The following is a 21003-nucleotide window of genomic DNA, read 5'->3' on the forward strand; positions in this document are numbered from 1 at the left end:
GGAGGTTGCTTATGATCGTACCACGTTACTATGAAGACCTGAAGGTTTTACATGAGAATACAATGCCAGCAAGGGCATATTATGTGCCGGCGTCAAGAAAGATGGATTGCCTGGTGGAGAACCGGGAGTGTTCCGACAGGCTTATACTTTTAAATGGACAATGGAAGTTCAGATATTTTGAAAGCATATATGATGTGGAGGACGCCTTTTACGAGAAGGGCTATGACCTGACGGAGTTTGGTGAGATACCGGTTCCGGGCGTGTGGCAGATGTATGGCTATGACAGACACCAGTATACGAATATCCGCTATCCGTTTCCATTTGACCCGCCATACGTGCCACAGGATATTCCCTGTGGGGCCTATGTTCATACATTTGCATATGAGAAGGACGAGGCGGCACCGAGGGCATATCTGAATTTCGAGGGTGTGGACAGCTGTTTTTATCTGTGGGTAAATGGCTCCTATGTGGGATACAGCCAGGTGTCCCATGCCACCAGTGAGTTCGATGTGACGGAGCTTTTAACAGATGGGGAGAATACGCTGGCGGTTCTGGTGCTCAAGTGGTGTGATGGCTCGTATCTTGAGGATCAGGACAAATTCAGGATGAGCGGCATATTTCGTGACGTGTATATCTTAAAGAGACCGGAGAAAGCCATCAGGGATTATCATGTGACAGCGGATGTCTCAGGTGAGGCAGCAGAAGTTAATATAAGCGTTGATTTTTATGAGCCGGTGGAGACAGAGATCACAATAGAGGACGCCAAGGGACAGGTGGTTGCTAAAGAAATATGTGGGGATACTGCCAGCGTGACACTTAAGATCAATGATCCTGTGCTTTGGAATACAGAAGAACCATATCTTTACAAGCTGGTATTTGCCACTGCAAATGAAGTGATAACCGACCACCTTGCCTTAAGGAAGGTAGAAATCAAGGACAGGGTAATATACCTTAACGGACAGAAGATCAAGTTCCGTGGAGTGAACAGGCATGACTCGGATCCTGTGACCGGCTTTACCGTGGGTGTAGAGCAGATAAAGAAGGATATGTCATTGATGAAGCAGCATAATTTCAATGCCATAAGGTGCAGCCATTATCCAAATGCTCCGTATTTCTATGAAATGTGCGACAGATACGGATTTATGGTGTGTGCGGAGGCGGACATTGAGGCTCATGGCCCTTACATGTTGTATCGCAGGGAGGACACAGATTACAACAGGTTCAAGCGTTGGAATGAGAAGATCGCTGATGATCCGGCATGGCAGGAGGCAATCCTTGACAGAGTGAGGCTGATGGTGGAGCGTGACAAAAACCGTCCTTCAATAGTTATGTGGTCCATGGGAAATGAAAGTGCCTACGGATGTAATTTCGAGGCTGCCCTGGCGTGGACTAAGAAATTCGACCATAGTCGCATAACCCAGTATGAGAGCTCCAGGTATCGTAATTATGATGTGACCTACAACTATGAAGATCTTGATCTCTACAGCCGTATGTATCCGTCCCTTGAGGAGGTACAGGAGTATCTTGACAGGGATGGCAGTAAGCCGTTTCTTCTTGTGGAGTACTGTCACAGCATGGGAAATGGTCCGGGAGATTTCGAGGATTATTTTCAGATGATCCAGGCAAATGACCTTATGTGCGGTGGCTTTGTGTGGGAGTGGTGTGACCATGCGGTTGCACACGGCAAGGCAGAGGATGGTAGGACAGTATATTATTATGGCGGAGACCACGGCGAGGATATACATGACGGTAATTTCTGTATGGATGGGCTGGTGTATCCCGATAGGAGGCCTCACACAGGACTTCTGGAATATAAAAATGTATATCGTCCGGCAAGGGTTGTTTCATACGATCAGAATACCGGCGAACTGGTTCTCCACAATTACATGGACTTTGATAACCTTGAGGATTATGCAGATGTTACCTACGAACTGACAAAAGATGGTGAGGTTATTGCAGCAGGTAATATAAATGATATCGGCATAAAGCCACACGGCAACGGGACATGTAAGCTGTTGTTAGATATCCCTGTAGCTGGCAGGGTGTACCTGCGTATATTCTATGCTCTTAAGAAGCCTCTTCCTCTCATGGATAAGGGTGACGTTCTGGGCTTTGATGAGATAAAGCTTGAAAATGCAGATGAGAGAAACCGGACTGCTGTAGCGATACTTGACGATAGTCAAGAACAGCAGAAGATAAAAATTACCGAAAGTGATACGGAGATGGTGATAAGCTCTGGGGATTTCTCTTATACCCTTGACAAGCGTACAGGATTGTTCAGCCAGCTTGAATACGCAGGCAAGAAGTACCTGAACCGGCCAATGGAATTAAATATCTGGAGAGCACCAACTGATAATGATATGTATATTAAAGCCCTGTGGCAGCGTGCCCATTATGATAAGGCTTACACAAGAGCCTATGAGGTGACTGTAGGAGAAGGCATGGAAATCAGCTGCCATGTGGGAATTGTTGCGGCAACGGTTCAGAAGATAATAGATGCCCGGATCACATGGACTATTTATCCTTCAGGAAAGATCAAGGCAGATATCCATGCAGAGAAGGATGAGGAGTTCCCTGAGCTTCCGAGGTTTGGAGTGAGGCTGTTCTTAGATAAGACATTTGCTGGGGTAGATTACTTCGGAATGGGACCACAGGAAAGCTACCGGGATAAGCATAGAGGCTCAAGCCATGGACACTATCATGGTGATGTGATGGATATGCATGAGGATTACATCAGACCGCAGGAGAACGGAAGCCATTACGATTGTGACTACGTGAAGCTTGAGCAGAAAGCTGAAAATGATAAAACGAAAGTGGACAAAGCTGAGAATGTTGTGGAGAAAGCAGGTAATGCTGTGGTGAGTTGTATGGGATTGGCAGTTGCTTCACAGAATACATTTTCCTTTAATGTGTCACCTTACACAGAGGAGCAGTTGGCTGCGGCGGGACATAATTATGAGCTTACAGAGTGTGGCAGTACGGTACTGTGCATAGACTATGCATTAAATGGTATCGGCTCAAATAGCTGCGGTCCGGAGGTGGCAGACAAATACAAATTTAACGAGAACAAATTTGATTTCAGTTTTGTACTGGTTCCTTATAAGTTCTAAATAGTATCTATGGTAATGTATATGATTTCAAGACCATCGATTTTATTATAATAATGAATGATTTAAGAACAGGATTGAAAGCAGCCATATCAGGGTGGAGAATATTAAGAGAGTGGTAATTTAGGAGGTGCAGTATGCCTATTAAGATTGTTCGAAACGATATAACAAGAATGACAACAGAAGCAATAGTCAATACTGCCAATAAATATCCGATGGCAGGCAGTGGATGTGACAGCGCGATATATATGGCGGCGGGCTATGACGAACTTCTGAAATATCGTAAGGAAAAGATAGGTGTTGTTCCTGAGGGGGAAGTATTTATTACTCCGGGATTTGCCCTTCCTGCAAAATATATTATCCACGCAGTAAGCCCGACGTATGTTGACGGCGGCAGAGATGAAGAGAAAAAACTGCGGAGCTGTTACAGAAAAAGCCTAAAACTTGCGTACAAATATGGCGTGGCTTCAATATCATTCCCGTTAATATCAACCGGATCACTTGGGTATCCAAGAGAAGAAGCAATGAGGATAGCCGTTGACGAGATAAATTCATTTATCATGAAGAACGATATGGCCGTATATCTGGTGGTATTTGACCATGAGTCCACGGAGCTTGGAGAGAAGATAGCCGGTGGCCTTGAGGCATATATTGACGCTGTGTATGTTGGGGAGCAGAGCTATAAAGAGTATGGCATGAATCCGATGCGTGGCACTGTTATCGGGTGCCCGGACGGACATACAGGGACTATACAGACGGCGAGACTTGATGAGCCTGAGATGTCAGACCATGTAAATCAATCGGTGAAAGCGGCTGTGTCATCGGATATATGTGAAGTATTTGAAGAGGCTCATGAAGAGCGTCTGGAAGAAAGAATGAAACATATATCAGACACATTTTCAGAGTATCTGCTGTTTCTTATAAGTAATAAAAATATGACGAATTCAGAAGTGTGGAAGCGGGCTATAGTGGACAAGAAGGTGTTCTCCAAGATAAAGAATAACCGTGGATATCATCCGCAGAAACTTACGGCATTGTGTCTGTGTGTTGGTGCAAGACTCAATCTTGATGAGACAAGAGATCTGTTAGCGAGAGCCGGTTACGCATTGTCACCTTGTGATAAGACAGATATTATATTTTCATATTTTATTGAAAATGGTATATACGACATGATCGAGCTCGACATCCAGTTGGAAGAACATGGACTCCCATGTATTATTTCGTGACAATACACGAAACATAGGAAAGGGTGCCGTCACTTTGTGAGCCGTGTCAATAGATGGGATGACCATCATATGAGAAGTAAACAGATAAGAATTTGAATTGAAAAAGTTATGCATATGCAGGCGGTCGCTTTCAGGGCGACCGTTTTTTTAATGCCTTTGATTATAATAAGTCCAACAAATAAAAAATGTTATGGAAAGTGTCAAGTGACACATGAGAAAGGAAAGCACGCCATCACTTTGTGAGCCGTGCCAATAATAGGAGGATATAATTATGAGAAAAGGTTTAACAGAGGTAGTATTTATTTTGGACAGAAGCGGCTCCATGTCAGGTCTTGAGTCTGACACAATAGGAGGATTTAACTCCATGATCAGCAAACAAAAGAAAGAGGATGGAGAGGCTGTCATATCTACAGTGTTGTTTGATGACCAGCAGGAGGTGGTCTATGACAGGCAGCCGGTGAAGATGGTAGAGCCTATGACAGACAGGCAGTACTATGTCAGAGGCTGCACCGCATTGCTTGACGCCATAGGTGGAGCCATACATCATATCGGCAATGTACACAAGTACGCCAGAGAAGAGGACAGACCGGAGAAGACCATGTTCATTATAACCACTGACGGAATGGAAAATGCCAGCCGGTTTTATACTTATGACAGAGTAAAATACATGGTGGAGAGACAGAAGGAAAAATATGGATGGGAATTTCTGTTCTTAGGGGCAAATATTGACGCAATATCGGTTGCAGCACGATTTGGAATAAATGCAGACAGAGCCATAAATTATGAGTGTGACCAGGTTGGCACCAGTCTTAATTATCAGGTTATGTCAGAAACCATAACAGCATTAAGGCGTGCAAAAAATAAGGAGGATTTAGATCAGGCAGTATGCAAATGCACAGCCCCCATAAGAGAGGATTACGAGAGAAGGCATAAGTGAATCGGGATTTCACCATTTGCCCTAATGTGATATATTATTGTATAATATATTAAAATACTTACAGCCTTAAATGCATGTAGTGCATATATTATGATGGTGTATACAAGGCTGATAACACGGACTGCTGTCCGGATGATCGAGGTGTAAAATGGGATATTTAATCAGTGAAACCACAAAGGAAGAAAGAGAGAAGATAGTTGCGGACTCCCTCGGATATATTGAGGCAAATTGCGATGGCTGCATGGCTGGACTGGCTGAAATGTATCAGGAGTATATCGATGGCAAGAAAGAACTTCGTGAAATAAATATGGAGTTCAATGCCAGATACGTTAAGGACGACGACATGCCGGGAAGATCAGGTTGTGGCTATGCCAGATGATCACAAATAGTGAAATAATAGTGAAAAAATAATGGAATTATAATGGACGGATGGATGGAAGACTATTATGAAAAAATACAATTTCTGGGGCTTTGAGCATGCAGATGTTCATGCGGTAAATGATGAATATAAAGGGATAGACACACCCTATGACCTTTACGACGCATTGTCAGAGATCTGGTGTGCTAAGACCTGTGCACCGAGAATGAGACAGAACTGGACAAAGGAAAATAAGACATTGGGACAGTGCTCCATCACAGCCTTTCTGGCACAGGACATATTTGGCGGAAAGGTATATGGTATCTTGAGACCCGGTGGAAATTATCATTGCTACAATGTGGTGGGAGATCAGAGCTTTGATCTTACCAGTGAACAGTTCGGGGATGAAGTACTTGATTACGAGAACAACCCGGAGCAGTTCAGGGAGGTTCACTTCGCCAAGGAAGAGAAAAGACTGAGGTATGAGCATCTTAAGGCGGAGTTGAAGAAGAAAACAGAAGGCAAATAGATACGGTTCAGGGAGGAAACTACAAATGGCAGAACTGGAAAACAGCAAAGATTTAATAAGTGTATTATGGAGTGGGGCAGATATACTCAGGTCCAAGATGGATGCAAATGAATATAAAAATTATCTGTTGGGAATAGTTTTTTATAAATATTTGTCGGATTCATTTCTTATCAAAGCGTATGATCTTCTTTATGATGAGAAGCCGGAGACTATGAAAGCCGCTTTAGAGGCATACAAGGAAGCTCTTGAGGATGAAAGTGCAGCAGAATTAAATGAACAGATAAAGGAAGAGATTTCTTATGTGATTGAGCCTGAGCTTACATATACATCATTTGCTGAGAAGGCAAGAAATAACTGCTTTAATCGTGAGGAGCTCCAGAAAGCATTTAACAATATTGAACAGAGCGACGCATTATTTGCCGATCTGTTCACGGATATAGATCTGTATTCTAACAGACTTGGCGCAGGGGATCAAAAGCAGAGCGATACAATATCAAGTCTTATAAAGGAAATAGATAAGGCAGATCTTCTTAATTCTGATTCAGATGTCCTTGGAAATGCTTATGAGTATCTTATAGGACAATTCGCGTCAGAAACAGGTAAGAAAGCCGGAGAATTCTATACACCTCAGGCAGTATCAAAGATATTGACCAAGATAGCGATAGCAGGTCAGGAGGATATGAGAGGACTTTCAGTTTATGATCCATGTATGGGTTCAGGTTCCCTGCTGTTAAATGCAAAGAAATATTCAAAGGAGCCTTCATACATCAGATATTATGGTCAGGAATTGAATACATCTACATTTAACCTTGCAAGAATGAATATGTTTCTGCATGGAATTTCACCGGAGAACCAGAAACTGCGTAACGGCGATACTCTTGATGGAGACTGGCCTACAGGTGAAGAGACAGATTTTAACATGGTACTTATGAATCCACCATATTCAGCAAAATGGAGTGCGGCGGCAGGCTTCCTTCAGGATGAGAGATTCAGTGATTACGGAGTTCTTGCACCAAAATCAAAGGCTGATTATGCTTTTCTTCTTCATGGTCTGTATCATTTGAAGAATAATGGAACCATGGCGATCGTACTGCCTCATGGAGTATTATTCAGAGGTGCAGCAGAGGGAAAGATAAGAGAAAAGCTATTACGTTCAGGTAATATATATGCAGTGATTGGATTGCCTGCAAATCTTTTCTTCAATACATCAATTCCTACCTGTATCATTGTGTTGAAGAAGCACAGAGATGGACGAGACGTTCTGTTCATAGATGCATCAAAGAAATTCGAAAAGGGTAAAAAGCAGAACACCATGACTGATGAACATATTGAGTCGGTTCTTAGTCTGTACAGCAAGAGAGAAACTGTGGAAAAGGAATCATACCTTGCAAGTTTTGAAGACATTGAGAAAAATGACTTCAATCTTAATATCCCAAGATATGTAGACAACTTCGAACAGGAAGAAGAGGTGGACTTAAAGGCACTTCTTGATGAGATGGAGCAGACAGATAAAGAGATTGCAAATGTCGAAAGCGAGTTCGTATCTCAGTTAAAGGAACTCACTTCCTCTGATGAAGACATAATGGCATCTTTAAAACGATACATTGAGATGATGGAGGGGTGACATTTATGGCAAAACCAAAGATTAGATTTAAAGGTTACACTAACGATTGGGAACAGCGTAAGCTGGGGGATATATATGGTTCGATTGGAAATGCATTCGTAGGAACAGCTACTCCGTACTATGCAGAACATGGACATTTTTATTTGGAATCTAACAATGTAAAAGACGGACAGATAAATCATAACGCTGAAATTTTCATAAATGATGAATTTTATGAAAAGCAAAAAGATAAATGGCTACATACCGGAGATATGGTTATGGTTCAGTCAGGGCATGTTGGACATGCAGCTGTAATCCCTGAAGAATTGGACAATACAGCGGCTCATGCCTTAATCATGTTCAGAAATCCCAAAGAAGAAATTGAACCTTACTTTTTGAATTATGAATATCAGACTGATAAAGCCAAAAAGCAAATTGAGAACATTACTACTGGTAATACCATAAAACATATCCTTGCATCTGATATGCAGGAATTTGTAGTTGATATTCCAAAATATGAAGAACAGAAAGTGATTGCGAGCTATTTTTGCAACTTCGACCACCTGATCACTCTTCACCAGCGAAAGTGTGATCAGGCAAAGAAGTTAAAAAAATATATGCTTCAAAAGATGTTTCCAAAAAATAACGGAAGTGTTCCTGAAATTAGATTTGAGGGATTTTCTAACGATTGGGAACAGCGTAAGTTGGGGGAACTTTACAAAAAGTCAAGTGAAAAGAATGATGGTAGCATCAGCATGGATAGAAATATTACCGTTGCAACAATGCAATTCAAAGAAGATGTTAAAGTATCAACGGAAGATTATTTAAAAACATATTATACGTTTAATATTGGTGATATTGCTTTTGAAGGACATCAGAGTAAAGAATATCGTTTTGGCCGCTTTGTAGAAAATGATATTGGAAACGGCATTGTTTCTCATATATTCGCGGTTTTTAGACCTATCGTAGATTACGATTTACAGTTTTGGAAATATGCTATTAATAATGAGAGTCTCATGCAAAGAGTTCTTTCAAGGTCAACAAAAGCGTCTACTATGATGCACGATTTGGTTACGGACGATTTTCTTGAACAGAAATTTTTAGTCCCCAGTGTTAAAGAGCAGGAGCGGATTGGAATGTTTCTTTCCAACCTTGACAACCTCATCACTCTTCACCAGAAAAAGTGTGATCAGTTGAAGAATTTAAAGAAATTTATGTTGCAGAATATGTTTGTGTAAGCAGAAAACGGAATTTAAGGGTAATATCATGTGATAATACGCTTAACAAGGGTGTTATATTGATTTTGGATGATGAAAAATCCGAATATAAAAGGAGATTTTGATTATATGGCGATGATGACTGTTTACCATGGGGGATATCAGGTGGTAGAAGATCCTGAAATACGTGTGGGGCGCAATACAAAAGACTTTGGAAATGGCTTTTACTGTACCATCATAAAGGAACAGGCGGAAAGATGGGCAAGAAGATACCAAACTAAAGTCGTGTCTGTATATGATGTGCGATTAAATTCAAATTTGAATATTAAGGAATTTGCAAATATGTCAGAAGAATGGCTTGATTTTATTGTGTCATGCAGAAGTGGAAAAGATCACGATTACGATGTGGTCATAGGAGCCATGGCAGACGACCAGATTTATAATTATGTATCGGACTATATAGATGGCTCTATTACAAGGGAGCAGTTCTGGGTACTTGCAAAGTTTAAATATCCTACACATCAGATTGTATTCTGTACCGAAGCCGCATTAAAATGTCTTGAATATAGGGAATGTGAGGTGCTCTAATGGTAGGTGAAGGAAGAGAAGATAAAAAAGATAATGACTTATTCTATCTATGTGGCTTGATAGATTATATGGCTAGAAAAACAAAAAATGAACGGTCGTATATTGTAAATAAGCTTGGAAAGGAACGACTTGAGAAAATTTATGATCTTGCCGATGTCTATCATTGTGACAATATTGATAGAGTTAGTGAGGATTTCATAAAAGAGGCAGATATAAAAAATGGAACATTCGATAATGTTAATGAATGTGGCTATGCGATACCATCCCATTGGGATATAGGCAAGGTATACAAAAGACTTGTAAAGAAGGTTGCCGAGGAGGATGGGATTGATACGATATCTTCATTGATTAAGGTGTATAATTCTTTTATAAGTCCGAAGATTGATGATTATAATAGTAGCGTGTATTATGAGAATCCATCATATATATACGAATCATACCGGGAAGGTTCGTTGCTGTAGAGGTGATAATGTTTGTGCTTGGAATCTAGGGAGGTACAAAATGGTGAATTTTAAGGAATGGTTAGTTGATCGGTTTGTTGTAGAACGAAAAAAGTTTGACAGATCAGGTGTGTATGCTTATACACAAAGGGCTATGGCATATAATTCTAATAAAATAGAGGGAAGTACCTTGACTCCGGAACAGACTGCATCATTGTTTGACAGCGGAACGTTACCGCAGAGTGATGATTATTATAGAGCTAAGGATGTTGAGGAAATGAATGGACATTTCCTGATGTTTAATCGCATGATAGATACTTTGGATGAAGAGATATCCCAGAAACTTATTAAGCAATTTCATTTTGAATTGAAGTCCGGGGTTTTTGAAGATCGAGCGAATGGCTATGCAATAGGAGACTATAAAAAAAGACCAAATATGATTGGAATGTATAAGACGGTTCATCCGAGCGAAGTGTCGGATAAAATGGAAGAGCTATTGGTATGGTATACAGAACGAGAAAAAAATTTAGCTACACTGGCCGAGTTTCATGCAAGATATGAGTCCATTCATCCATTTCAAGATGGAAACGGAAGAACGGGCAGAATGATTTTATTCAGGGAGTGCTTGAGGAGTGACTGTATATGTCCGTTTATTATACAGGATAGCAATAGAATTCAGTATATTGAAGGCTTGAAGGAATATCGTGAAAAGGAAAAGGTAGATACACTGGTTAAGTTAATGGAAAAAGAGACCGAAGATTATTACCAACAATGTAAGTACTTTATGGAATGACAGCCTAAAAAAGAGAGTTTTTAGAAACTCTCTTTTTTAGGCTACAAAATTAAGCTTTTGGCGGAGAAGATGGGGTAATTTCGTAAAGTAAAACTTCCACTGGTGAAGAGTGATGAGGTGGTCGAGGTTCCGAAAATAGTTTGAAATCTGCTTTTGTTCTTCAACTAATGGAAATAACATTTGTATTTCCATAAATTCGTTATAGCCAATATTTAATAGTCCATCCATCCTTGCACCAGATGATATTAATTTTCCCAATTCCCTATCTGGCAATTTTGTTGCAAAATAATATTCAAGAAAATCTGGACTTCCCTCTTCTACTTTGAAACTATGATAAACCCTTGGTACAAGCGCCTCTTTATAAGATTGTAATGAAAATACTGTCCCATATTTTGCAAGCTTTGAATTTCCATGATTATACGATAATTCTCCCTTATGAAGAAGGGTATAATTCTTTTGTTCTTTACCTGCAATATTTCCTGAAAATCGATCTTCTTGATTCATCCAACCATTTGCAGCCGATATTGTCAGTGTTGGAAGATCCATCCTTCCATCATTTCCCTGAACTCTTGAACACACCTCACCTAACTTACGCTGTTCCCAAGCATATGTGAAAAAATGCTGTAGATTGCTTGGCAAAAAGTTTCATGCAAGAAATATTTCATGTCCAAGTCAAAGGCAAGTTATATATCACTAGAACTTGGGAACAGCGTAGGTGGATAGATACTGTAGATATTTCAACAGAAATGGTAGATCCTACTTCTGGTGAATATGATGATATGCCCCACATTGCGCCAGGAAATATAGAGGCGTTCACGGGGCGAATATTAAATAATGTCAAGACTGTAAAAGAGGAGCAGCTTATTAGCGGAAAATTCAGATTTAGACCTGGTAATGTTGTGTATGGAAAAATAAATCCTCAACTTGGCAAGTACTTTTATGCCACTGTTGATGGGCTTACTAGTGCAGATGCATATGTGTTCAATGGAAAAAATGGATTGAGACAAAAATTTTTGTTTTCACAGTTACAGACAAATGATTTCTTTAAATATTCGGTATCTGTTTCGAAGCGTTCAGGTATGCCAAAGATCAACAGAGATGAGTTAAATGCATATACATTTTTTGTACCACATAAGGATGAACAAGACAAAATTGGTGATTTTTTACTTGGTATTGACCACCTCATCACTCTTCACCAGTGGAAGTTTTACAAATTCATAAACATAAGTTTTCAATGGCGTAAACTTATTGTATAATAACTACAGTTGTTTATTTTTTGGAATGGTTAGTGTATAAAGGCAGATAATGAACTTGTATATAGATTTAACAGTGTAGAGAACTAATACATTGAAGATAAGCATCATAGATAATAGCTGAGACTAATGTGTCAGGCTTTATATGAAAACCAGACATGCAGCGTCAGCCCTTTGCCGAAGGCGAATTTTAAATGGGCTGACGTTCAATATTTAGGAGAAGGGGTATAATGGCAGAATTAGAAGCTTTAATTGAAGAGAAATTAATCAATCAGTTGGTATATGGGGATTCTCAGTGGACATATAGACCGGATCTGAAGACTGAAAGTGATCTGTGGAACAATTTCAGATATATTCTTGAGCAGAATAATAAAGACAGGCTTAATGGTGAGAGCTTATCGGATCCTGAATTTGAACAGGTGAAGAACCAGCTTCAATTTTCATCATTCTACAAGGCCGGAGAATGGCTTGTGGGGGAGAACGGCAAGGTACAGGTACATGTGCAGAGAGGCACAGAAAAACTCCATCTTGTTGTAATGAATCATGAACATATAGCAGGCGGAAGCAGTGTATATGAAGTTATAAATCAGTATAATGCACTGGCTGCGGCGGAGGATGTTGACGGCACAAGAGACAGAAGATTTGATGTAACCCTTATGATCAATGGTCTTCCTATGATACATATAGAGCTTAAGAATAAGCAGCACTCATATATGGATGCTTTCAGGCAGATAAAGAAATATATTGGTGAGGGAAAATTCACAGGTATATTCTCTGCTGTGCAGATGTTCGTTATAAGTAATGGCGTGGATACGAAGTATTTCTCCGCAGCCGGTGATAATGAACTGAACGAGAAATTTGTAAGCGGATGGCTGGACAGCAATAATAATCCCGTTACAGATTATATAGATTTTGCAAGGTGTGTTTTAAGCATACCACAGGCACATGAGATGATCGCCAGGTATACGGTGCTTGACCGGGATGCGAAGAGGTTGATACTTCTCAGACCATATCAGATCCATGCAATAGAATCCATAAGGGAAGCATCAAAAGTAGGAAAGGGCGGATTTGTATGGCATACCACAGGCTCAGGCAAGACTCTGACATCCTACAAGGCTACAAGAAATCTGCTTATGGATATACCCTCCCTTGACAAGACTATTTTCCTGATAGACAGAAAAGATCTGGATACCCAGACAAGTCAGGCATTTCAGGCATATGCAAATAACGATTCTATATGTGTAGAGAATACAGATAATGTGGATGACCTCAAAAAGAAACTGAAATCGGAAGACAGACAGGTTATCGTTACCACAATACAGAAATTACAGAGATTGATCACAAAAAGATTGCAGGAGGGGACTCCGGAATACAATAAAATACGAAACCTTAAGATTGCATTTGTAGTTGATGAGTGCCATAGGGCAGTTACACCAATGACTAAGCGTGAGATAGAGCGTTTCTTTAACAGATCACTTTGGTATGGATTTACAGGAACACCTAGATTCGCAGAGAATCCATATCCTCAGATGGGAGATCTGCCTCGTACAACCGAAGAATTGTATGGAGCAAGATTACATCGGTACACAATACAGAATGCGATACATGACAAGGCAGTACTTGGATTCCAGGTGGAGCATAATGGACCTAAAAATATGGTTGATGAGACAGATCAGACGATATATGACAATGAGACCCATATGCTCAGGGTGCTCGATATGATCCTTAACAGATCCTATGGCAAGCTGGGCTTTCAGAATGGTAAAGGCAAGACCTATGAGGGACTTCTTACAACAAGCTCAATCCAGATCGCACAAAAGTACTATGACCTTCTTACAAGAGTTAAGAACGGGGAGACTGAACTTAAGATAGATGACAGGATTAAGCAGGTGCTTCCTGATTTCCCTAAATTTGCTATTACATATTCCGTAACTGAGAATGAAGAGAATTCACATGTGAATCAGGATAAGATGAAGCAGTCACTTGATGATTACAATAACATGTTCGGAACGAAGTATGATATTTCCCAGATACAGACCTATAACGGCAACCTTAATAAGAGGCTGGCAAGAAAGGATCCGATGTATGAGAAACGAAGTGAGCAGCTTGATCTGGTTATTGTTGTGGACAGATTGCTTACAGGTTTTGACGCACCATGCATGTCTACAATATTTATAGATCGTCAGCCTATGGGACCGCATGATCTGATCCAGGCATTTTCAAGGACAAATCGTATATTTGACAAGAATAAGACCTTTGGACAGATTGTTACGTTTCAGGCACCTAAGCTTTTTAAGGAAGCCGTTGATAATGCGGTAAAGCTCTACTCGGCAGGTGGAACTAAAGAGACATTGCTGGCTGAATGGGATGAGGTCGATGAAGCTTTTAGGAAATCACTGGCAGCTCTCAGGGCGGTAGCGGCAACTCCCGATGAGGCATCTTCTGCAAGCTTGTCTGACAAAGAAAAGATTGTATTTGTGAAAATATTCCAGGAATTTGACAGGTTATTTGCCCAGTTGAAATCATTTACAAAATATGATGACAGTCTGCTTGAAGAATATGGAATCAGTCAGAGTGAATATGAGGATTATGTCGGCCATTACAAGAATATTAAGGAAGAGATAAAGCCGGACCCGGAGGGTACTGATAGAGATGGCATAAATCCTGTTGAGCTTGACTATGAGCTTATGGCATATAGTAACACCAAGATAGATTATGAGTACATTATCAACCTGATTCAGAATATAGTAACTCCGGATGATGATGTGACTGTAACTCGGGAACAAAGGCAGAAGAGTATAGACGAAGCCAAAGAGTATGTTGAGGAACTCCGTAAGGATAACGCCAAGATTGCAGATATTATGGCAAGGCTCATATACGAAATTGAAGAAGATGAAACTAAATACAGAGGACAATCCATATTAAATATTGTGGAAAATATGAAGAATGATTGTATACATCGTGTGGTTGCAGAGTTTTGTGATACATGGTATGCGTCAGAGGAAGACGTTATGTATGCGGCAAGGCATTATAGAAATGGGCAGATTCCAAATGAAAGTGCTATAAAGGCAACAGTAGATTATACCGGCTATAAAGAGAACTGTGACAATGCACTTCCAAAGTTTAAGTATTATGCCAAGATGATTGCTGAGTTAAGAAATGTGATGAAGGAAGAGATTGAACCATTGGTGAATAATTAACAGAAACTGTAATATAAAGCAGCTATTTCATTTGCTTATATCAGCGTAGGCAGCTTAAGAGGAATGGAGGTAGCTTATGCTAAATGATATGAACAGTGAATCGCTCTTTTATGAATACTACAGACAGTGGATTGATGTATACAAAAAGGATGCAATAAGAGATGCAACAATGTCTAAGTATCTTATGACACAGAAATGGGTTGAGAGACTTGCACCGGAACTAAAGGTGTGCGAGCTTACAAGGACGGCTTATCAGCAGCTTTTAAATGATTATGCCAGGGAACATGAACGGCAGACTACCCTTGATTTTCATCATCAGCTTAAAGGGGCTGTACTTGATGCTGTGGATGAAGGTCTTATCGAAAGAGATCCTACAAGGAAAGCTATCATAAAGGGAAAGACTCCAAGGGCGAAGAAGATAAAGTATCTGAATCAATTCGAACTGCATACACTTATAGCAGATCTTGATATAAGAGAAGAACCTAACTGGGACTGGTTTATTATGCTTGTGGCAAAGACGGGAATGAGATTCTCAGAGGCACTTGCTATTACTCCGGGAGATTTCGATTTTTCAAGGCAGACATTATCTATAAGTAAAACGTGGGATTATAAGGGAGATGGAGGATTTCTTCCTACAAAGAATAATTCATCTGTCAGAAAAATTCAGATTGATTGGCAGATAGTTGTTAAGTTTTCAGAACTTGTTAAGGGGATGCCTGACGACAAGCCTATATTTGTTGGTGAGAATAAGATATATAATTCTACGGTAAATGATGTACTCCTCAGGCACTGCAGAAACTGTGGAATATCAGAAATATCCATACATGGATTAAGACACCCGTATGTCAAGCCCACGACAAAAAAATTTATAACTTTTTTTGAAGTTTTTCGGGCAGCCTCATAGCTGTTTCAAATGGGTGTTCACGGTTATCCCTCCTTTTCGGATTCCTTAGTTTCTAAGAAATCCTGTGTTGCATATTCAATCTCAATCCGATCTCCTGGAAAGACGTAAACTTTGTTGATAAGTCGGTCAATCAGAGCTTTTGTCAGCATGTTGGCGTTTCCGACTTCCTGCACAATTTCCTGTTGTTTCAGCTTAATCTCATAATCACTTTTTATCTGCTTGGTCTGTGCAGTAATGACAGCATGAACATTTTTGGCTTGTACCAGTTCCGTGTCATAAACCGCTTTTCGTGTTCGATAGGTTTCCAAATCAATCTCTCCAAGCGCATACTGCTCATAAAGATGCCGCTTGCTGTCTTGAATAGAACGGAGTTTTTCTTCATGTTCGGCCTGCTGGACTGTCTGCAAATCCAATTTATCCTTATTGCTGTCAATTCCCAAAGCCGGACACATTTGAGCCCGAATTGTTTCAAATACAACCTGCTCCAGATCTGCCATCTTTATGCGCACACCATGACAAGGAAGCGTTTCAGCCACCTCGGAATGACGGCAATAAAACCACGCACCATTTCGTAGAGACATTGCATGATCGCAGCATCCGCAGAACACCATACCACGGAGCAGATAATCACGCGGCTTTTTATTTGACAGAGAGAAACGCTTAATAGAAGCATTGGCTTTCTCAAATAGATCCACACTTACAATAGCCGGATGATGGTTCGGGATTTTGAACCACTCACTTTCATCCTTTAACTGTGTATGTCGGCTGCCAATCTCTTTTACCTTTCTCTTGCCAATTACATAGGTACCGATATATCTTTGATCTTCTAAAATACGCAGGACCGTTGATGTACTCCAAACGCCGTTTGTTCGGGAAACATTGTAATAGTCCTTGCCTTTAAGTTTGCGATATTCCCCTGGGGTGGGGATATTCATGGCATACAATCTTCTTGTGATCTCGGCTGCGGTGTTGCCTTCAGACGCCCATTGAAATATCATCTGCACATTCGGGGCAACATCCTCGTCCGGTTCCATACGTCCGTCTGCACTCTTGCGATAGCCGTAAGGACAGATGATACTCTGATATTCTCCACGACGCATCTTTGCGTATTTTGCACTTTTGGTTTTCATGGACATATCCCGGCTATAACACTCGCTAATAAGATACTTGAAAGCAATATCAATCCCTCCGGTATCACCTTTGAAATTAGCTGTGTCAAAATCATCACTGACGGAAATAAAACGGGTGTGATAAAGAGGAAATACCCGCTCAATAAAATAGCCGGTTTCAATGCTGTTACGTCCAAATCGGGAAAGGTCTTTTACAATAATACAGTTGATTTTTCCGGCCTGAACCATTGTTAAAAGTTCCTGCACCGCCGGACGCTCAAAGTTTGTCCCCGTATGACCGTTGTCAATAAATTCCAAAATCTCGCTGTTATCCCATTCCGGCAGAGACATAGCTTTTTCACGAAGGATCAGTTTTTGATTTGGTATGCTCAAACTTTCAGTTTTGAAATCTTCCACAGAAAGACGGATATAAAGGGCAATCACATAGTTGCGCACGGTTCCACCGCCTTTCCCTGAAATTCATTTTTGAAACAGAAGGTAACATGAATATTCCGCTCGTGGTCGATCTCAATTCGTTCAATGAGCCGTTCGATCAGTTCTGCAGTCAGTACGTGATCCTGTGCCAGTGTTTTTGCATCCTTTTCCATTGCACGGTATCTGGCAAGCTGGTTGTCCAGAGAGTCCATAGATTTTTCAAATACTTCAATCTCACCAGACAGAGCATTGATAGCATGTTCATAATCCGCTTTCAATTCAAAGTATTCGTCATTTGTCAAAATACCCTGCACAAAATTTTCATATAGGCCACGGATCAGCCGGCGTGTTTTTTCAATTTCCTGCCGTTTGGCCGACATCTGAATTTTCAGCTTATCTTTTTCCTGTTTTTGTCTTGCCTCCAACTGAAAGAGTGGCAGCGACATTCCCAGCGCAACTGTCAACTCTTTTTCAAGAATAGCCGTAACAGTAGAAATCAGTTCTTTCTCCTGTATCATCGAACCTTTGCAGCTATCTTTTTCTACCCGGCTGTTTGTAAGGCAGTGGAACCAGTAAGTGTCGGGTCCTTTCCGGCGCTCGGCGCGTTGCCTGTGAAGGCTTCTGCCACAATCAGCACAGAACACTTTACCTTTGAAAATGTTTGGTGTGTAGGGACGTTTTGGAGTTGCTTTGCTTTCTTCACAGATCTGTTTTCTGTATTCCTGAACTGCATGAAACAACTCATGGCTGATGATCGGTTCATGGGTGCATTTTGCAATAATCAGATTATCTTCTCCAGCCTTGACCTGCTGATGATCTACAATCTTTGTTTTTCCTTGCACCAGATCGCCTGTATAGACTTCGCTTTCTAAAATTTTCATCACTGTACGGGTCTGCCATTTGCCGCTTCCGATCAGGCCCGGACTGGTAATCTCGCCAGTGGCCTTTTTATAATGGCTCGGTGCCGGAATCCCCATCTCATTTAGATTGCGGACAATCCGGTTCAGAGACACATGCTCATGTGCCCATTCAAAAATCTGTTTTACCACAGGGGCAGTATTTTCATCAATCAGAAGTTTATGGCAATTATCAGGGTCTTTCCTGTAACCGTAAGGTGCCCGTGCACCAATATAGTCGCCGTCTTTCATAGCCTGCCGCGCTTGTGCTTTGATTTTTCGTCCAATGTCCAGAGCATAGGCTTCATTGATCATATTTTTCAAAGGCAGCATGATACCGCCATGAAGATTTCCGGAATCCGCTGTATCAAACTGATCCGTAACAGCAATGAAACGAACATTATGCGCATGAAAATATTGTTCGATATAATAACCTATGTCAATAGAATTTCGCCCTAATCGGGAAAGATCCTTAACAATCACACAGTTAATGTGGCCTGCTTCAATATCAGATAGCATTTGCTGAAATCCAGGGCGGTGAAAATTTGTCCCTGTCGCTCCGTTGTCGATATAGGTATCATACACAACGAAGTCCGGTTTATCTGAAAGAAAGTCATTCAGTACCAGCTTTTGATTTTCTACTGAGCAGCCCCGCTTTTTGTTATCCTCCACAGAAAGACGGATATACAGAGCTACATGTACATATAAAGATGGTGCCGGCATAGGTGCCGCCGTCTGTTTTCTGCTTTTTCTTGCCATTTAGCCCACCATCCTTTCTTCATTTTTTGTAGCAATCTGTTCCGCCAAAGAAATTGCTTTCTGATATTCATCTTGGTAATTAAATTCAATATGCAGTTCATCTTTACCCATTACCCGTATGCTTCGGATAAGCTGCATGACTGCCCGGCGGTCAATATCCTCCATAGTAGAAAATCTCATAAAATGGTTGATCCAACGATTTCGTTCGCTTCGGTTTTCCAATACATCTGTAAGTTTATCGTTCCATTCAGCGATTGCCTTTTGGAACAGTTCAATATCTGCATTGTATTTTCGCTTATAAGAGAGAAATTCTTCCTTTGTCAGAATTCCACTCACCAGATTTTCATAGAGTTTTGCCTTAAAGCCCTCGGTCTGTGCTACACGCTTTTCATTTACTCTGATCTGTGCGGCATATTCCTGTGCCAATTCCCGGTTGATCCGTTCCTGACTGATACTGGACAGCAGGGCATCCAGAGAAGCAACATTTTCAATATGTCCTTTCAAACTGTCCTGCACACATTCAATCAGATCCGACTCTTTCAGCATGACCGACGATGTGCAGCCATTCTTTTTGCCGGTCGGGCAGTAATAATAGTGATACTCTTTATCTTTATAGCGGTTCGTCTTGCGGGTCATACGGCAGCCACAGCAGCCGCAGATCAAAATACCGGAAAAAAGGTAAACCTTATCCGATTTGGGAGAAGTCCTTGTGTCAATCCTGCGGAGCCGTTGCACCAGATCAAAATCGTGCTTTTGTATGATCGCTTCATGGGTTCCCTCCACACGAATCCATTCCGAAGAAGGTTTGTCCTCACGCTCTTTTAATTTGAAATGGGGCGTTGTCTGTTTGCCTTGGACCAGTGTTCCGGTGTAAGTTTCATCCTGCAAAATACGGATGATTGTAGTTGCAGACCATTTGCAATCCTTTCGGTCTGTATAGCCACCTTTTGCATGAGGCATTCCGTGATTGCGCTTATACGCCAAAGGTGAAAGAATTCCTAATCGGTTCAGTTCATCCGCTATATGGGAAGCGCTGAATCCTTCCAGCCGTTTTCTGAAAATATCCCGCACAACATTGGCAGCATATTCGTCTACTTCCAGGCTCTTGTGTTTATCGCCGACTTTCACATAACCATAGATGGTAAAAGCACCTACAAAATCCCCGCTGCGCCGTTTTACTTCCAGGGCACTCCGTGTCTTAACGGAAATATCTCGACAGTAAGCCTCATTCATAATGTTTTTGACAGAAACCGTGAGATCATCGGCAGCGTCATTTTCCGTGTCCACATTATCGTTAATTGCGATAAAACGCACTCCATAGGCTGGAAACACCCTGCGCATATAGCGGCCTGTTTCTATGTACTCACGACCTAAGCGGGAGAGGTCTTTGACAATCACGCAGTTAGCTTCGCCTTGTTCGATCATCCGCATCATTTCCTGAAATGCCGGGCGATCAAACAAAACGCCACTATAACCATCGTCAATTTTTTCTGCCACAACCTCAATTTCCGGGTGTCGGGCTATGTAATCATCGATCAGGCGCCGCTGATTGGCAACGCTGTCACTTTCTACTGTTTTATCATCCGTATAAGAAAGACGGATGTACTTAATCGCTTTGTAAACCTGCATAAAAAAACACTCCTTTCGTT

General features: G+C 41.1%; 17 protein-coding genes. 13 read left to right on the plus strand and 4 right to left on the minus strand.

Annotation, left to right across the window (positions count from 1 at the left end; translation table 11 throughout):
- Positions 1–11: 11 nt before the first annotated feature.
- The 10 genes from DXB54_RS04600 (at position 12) to DXB54_RS04645 (ending at position 10798) form a co-directional block, all read left to right on the plus strand.
- A complete protein-coding gene (locus DXB54_RS04600) occupies positions 12–3110 on the plus strand; it encodes a glycoside hydrolase family 2 TIM barrel-domain containing protein (RefSeq protein ID WP_118694370.1) in 3099 nt (1032 codons plus the stop codon).
- A gap of 134 nt (positions 3111–3244) precedes the next feature.
- The gene (locus tag DXB54_RS04605; protein ID WP_118694371.1) at positions 3245–4333 is read left to right on the plus strand and encodes a macro domain-containing protein; all 1089 of its coding nucleotides are present in this window, start codon (positions 3245–3247) and stop codon (positions 4331–4333) included.
- A 271-nt stretch (positions 4334–4604) separates the two neighbouring features.
- On the plus strand, positions 4605–5270 hold the full coding sequence (locus DXB54_RS04610; RefSeq protein ID WP_118694372.1) for a vWA domain-containing protein: 666 nt from the start codon (positions 4605–4607) through the stop codon (positions 5268–5270).
- A gap of 148 nt (positions 5271–5418) precedes the next feature.
- Entirely contained in the window at positions 5419–5649 is a 231-nt protein-coding gene (locus DXB54_RS04615) for a hypothetical protein (RefSeq protein ID WP_021938054.1), read from the plus strand.
- A 67-nt stretch (positions 5650–5716) separates the two neighbouring features.
- Positions 5717–6157 (plus strand): YunG family protein, encoded by a 441-nt coding sequence (locus DXB54_RS04620; protein ID WP_118694373.1) that lies wholly within the window; start codon positions 5717–5719, stop codon positions 6155–6157.
- A gap of 25 nt (positions 6158–6182) precedes the next feature.
- Positions 6183–7781 (plus strand): type I restriction-modification system subunit M, encoded by a 1599-nt coding sequence (locus DXB54_RS04625; RefSeq protein WP_118694374.1) that lies wholly within the window; start codon positions 6183–6185, stop codon positions 7779–7781.
- A 5-nt stretch (positions 7782–7786) separates the two neighbouring features.
- Complete coding sequence (locus tag DXB54_RS04630) at positions 7787–8998, plus strand: restriction endonuclease subunit S (protein WP_118694375.1); 1212 nt, start codon at positions 7787–7789, stop codon at positions 8996–8998.
- A 108-nt stretch (positions 8999–9106) separates the two neighbouring features.
- Positions 9107–9565: a DUF3990 domain-containing protein gene (locus tag DXB54_RS04635; RefSeq protein WP_118694376.1), complete on the plus strand. Its 459-nt coding sequence runs from the start codon at positions 9107–9109 to the stop codon at positions 9563–9565.
- On the plus strand, positions 9565–10026 hold the full coding sequence (locus DXB54_RS04640) for a hypothetical protein (protein ID WP_118694377.1): 462 nt from the start codon (positions 9565–9567) through the stop codon (positions 10024–10026). The genes DXB54_RS04635 and DXB54_RS04640 overlap by 1 nt, the downstream gene beginning before the upstream one ends.
- 40 nt (positions 10027–10066) lie before the next feature.
- The gene (locus DXB54_RS04645) at positions 10067–10798 is read left to right on the plus strand and encodes a Fic family protein (RefSeq protein WP_118694378.1); all 732 of its coding nucleotides are present in this window, start codon (positions 10067–10069) and stop codon (positions 10796–10798) included.
- Positions 10799–10834: 36 nt separating this feature from the next.
- On the opposite strand, the gene DXB54_RS04650 is transcribed toward DXB54_RS04645, so the two are convergent.
- Positions 10835–11344, minus strand: coding sequence for a restriction endonuclease subunit S (locus tag DXB54_RS04650; RefSeq protein ID WP_199708727.1), 510 nt, complete (start codon positions 11342–11344; stop codon positions 10835–10837).
- 101 nt (positions 11345–11445) lie between these two features.
- On the opposite strand from DXB54_RS04650, the gene DXB54_RS04655 reads away from it, so the two are divergent.
- From DXB54_RS04655 to DXB54_RS04665, 3 genes are all read left to right on the plus strand, one after another.
- Positions 11446–12054, plus strand: a complete 609-nt coding sequence (locus tag DXB54_RS04655) for a restriction endonuclease subunit S (protein WP_118694379.1) — start codon at positions 11446–11448, stop codon at positions 12052–12054.
- Positions 12055–12281: 227 nt separating this feature from the next.
- A complete protein-coding gene (locus DXB54_RS04660; RefSeq protein ID WP_118694380.1) occupies positions 12282–15251 on the plus strand; it encodes a type I restriction endonuclease subunit R in 2970 nt (989 codons plus the stop codon).
- Positions 15252–15327: 76 nt separating this feature from the next.
- A complete protein-coding gene (locus DXB54_RS04665) occupies positions 15328–16155 on the plus strand; it encodes a site-specific integrase (protein WP_118694381.1) in 828 nt (275 codons plus the stop codon).
- A 23-nt stretch (positions 16156–16178) separates the two neighbouring features.
- Here the strand turns inward: DXB54_RS04665 and DXB54_RS04670 are convergent, their stop codons facing one another.
- Genes DXB54_RS04670 through DXB54_RS04680 form a run of 3 tightly spaced genes read right to left on the minus strand, consistent with a single transcriptional unit; the run spans position 16179 to position 20983 of the window.
- Entirely contained in the window at positions 16179–17720 is a 1542-nt protein-coding gene (locus tag DXB54_RS04670; protein WP_118694382.1) for a recombinase family protein, read from the minus strand.
- The gene (locus tag DXB54_RS04675) at positions 17705–19354 is read right to left on the minus strand and encodes a recombinase family protein (RefSeq protein ID WP_118694383.1); all 1650 of its coding nucleotides are present in this window, start codon (positions 19352–19354) and stop codon (positions 17705–17707) included. Before DXB54_RS04675 ends, DXB54_RS04670 begins: the two co-directional genes overlap by 16 nt.
- On the minus strand, positions 19355–20983 hold the full coding sequence (locus DXB54_RS04680; RefSeq protein ID WP_117995169.1) for a recombinase family protein: 1629 nt from the start codon (positions 20981–20983) through the stop codon (positions 19355–19357).
- Positions 20984–21003: the final 20 nt, after the last annotated feature.

The organism is Coprococcus sp. OM04-5BH (assembly GCF_003482105.1).
GTDB lineage: Bacteria > Bacillota > Clostridia > Lachnospirales > Lachnospiraceae > Coprococcus.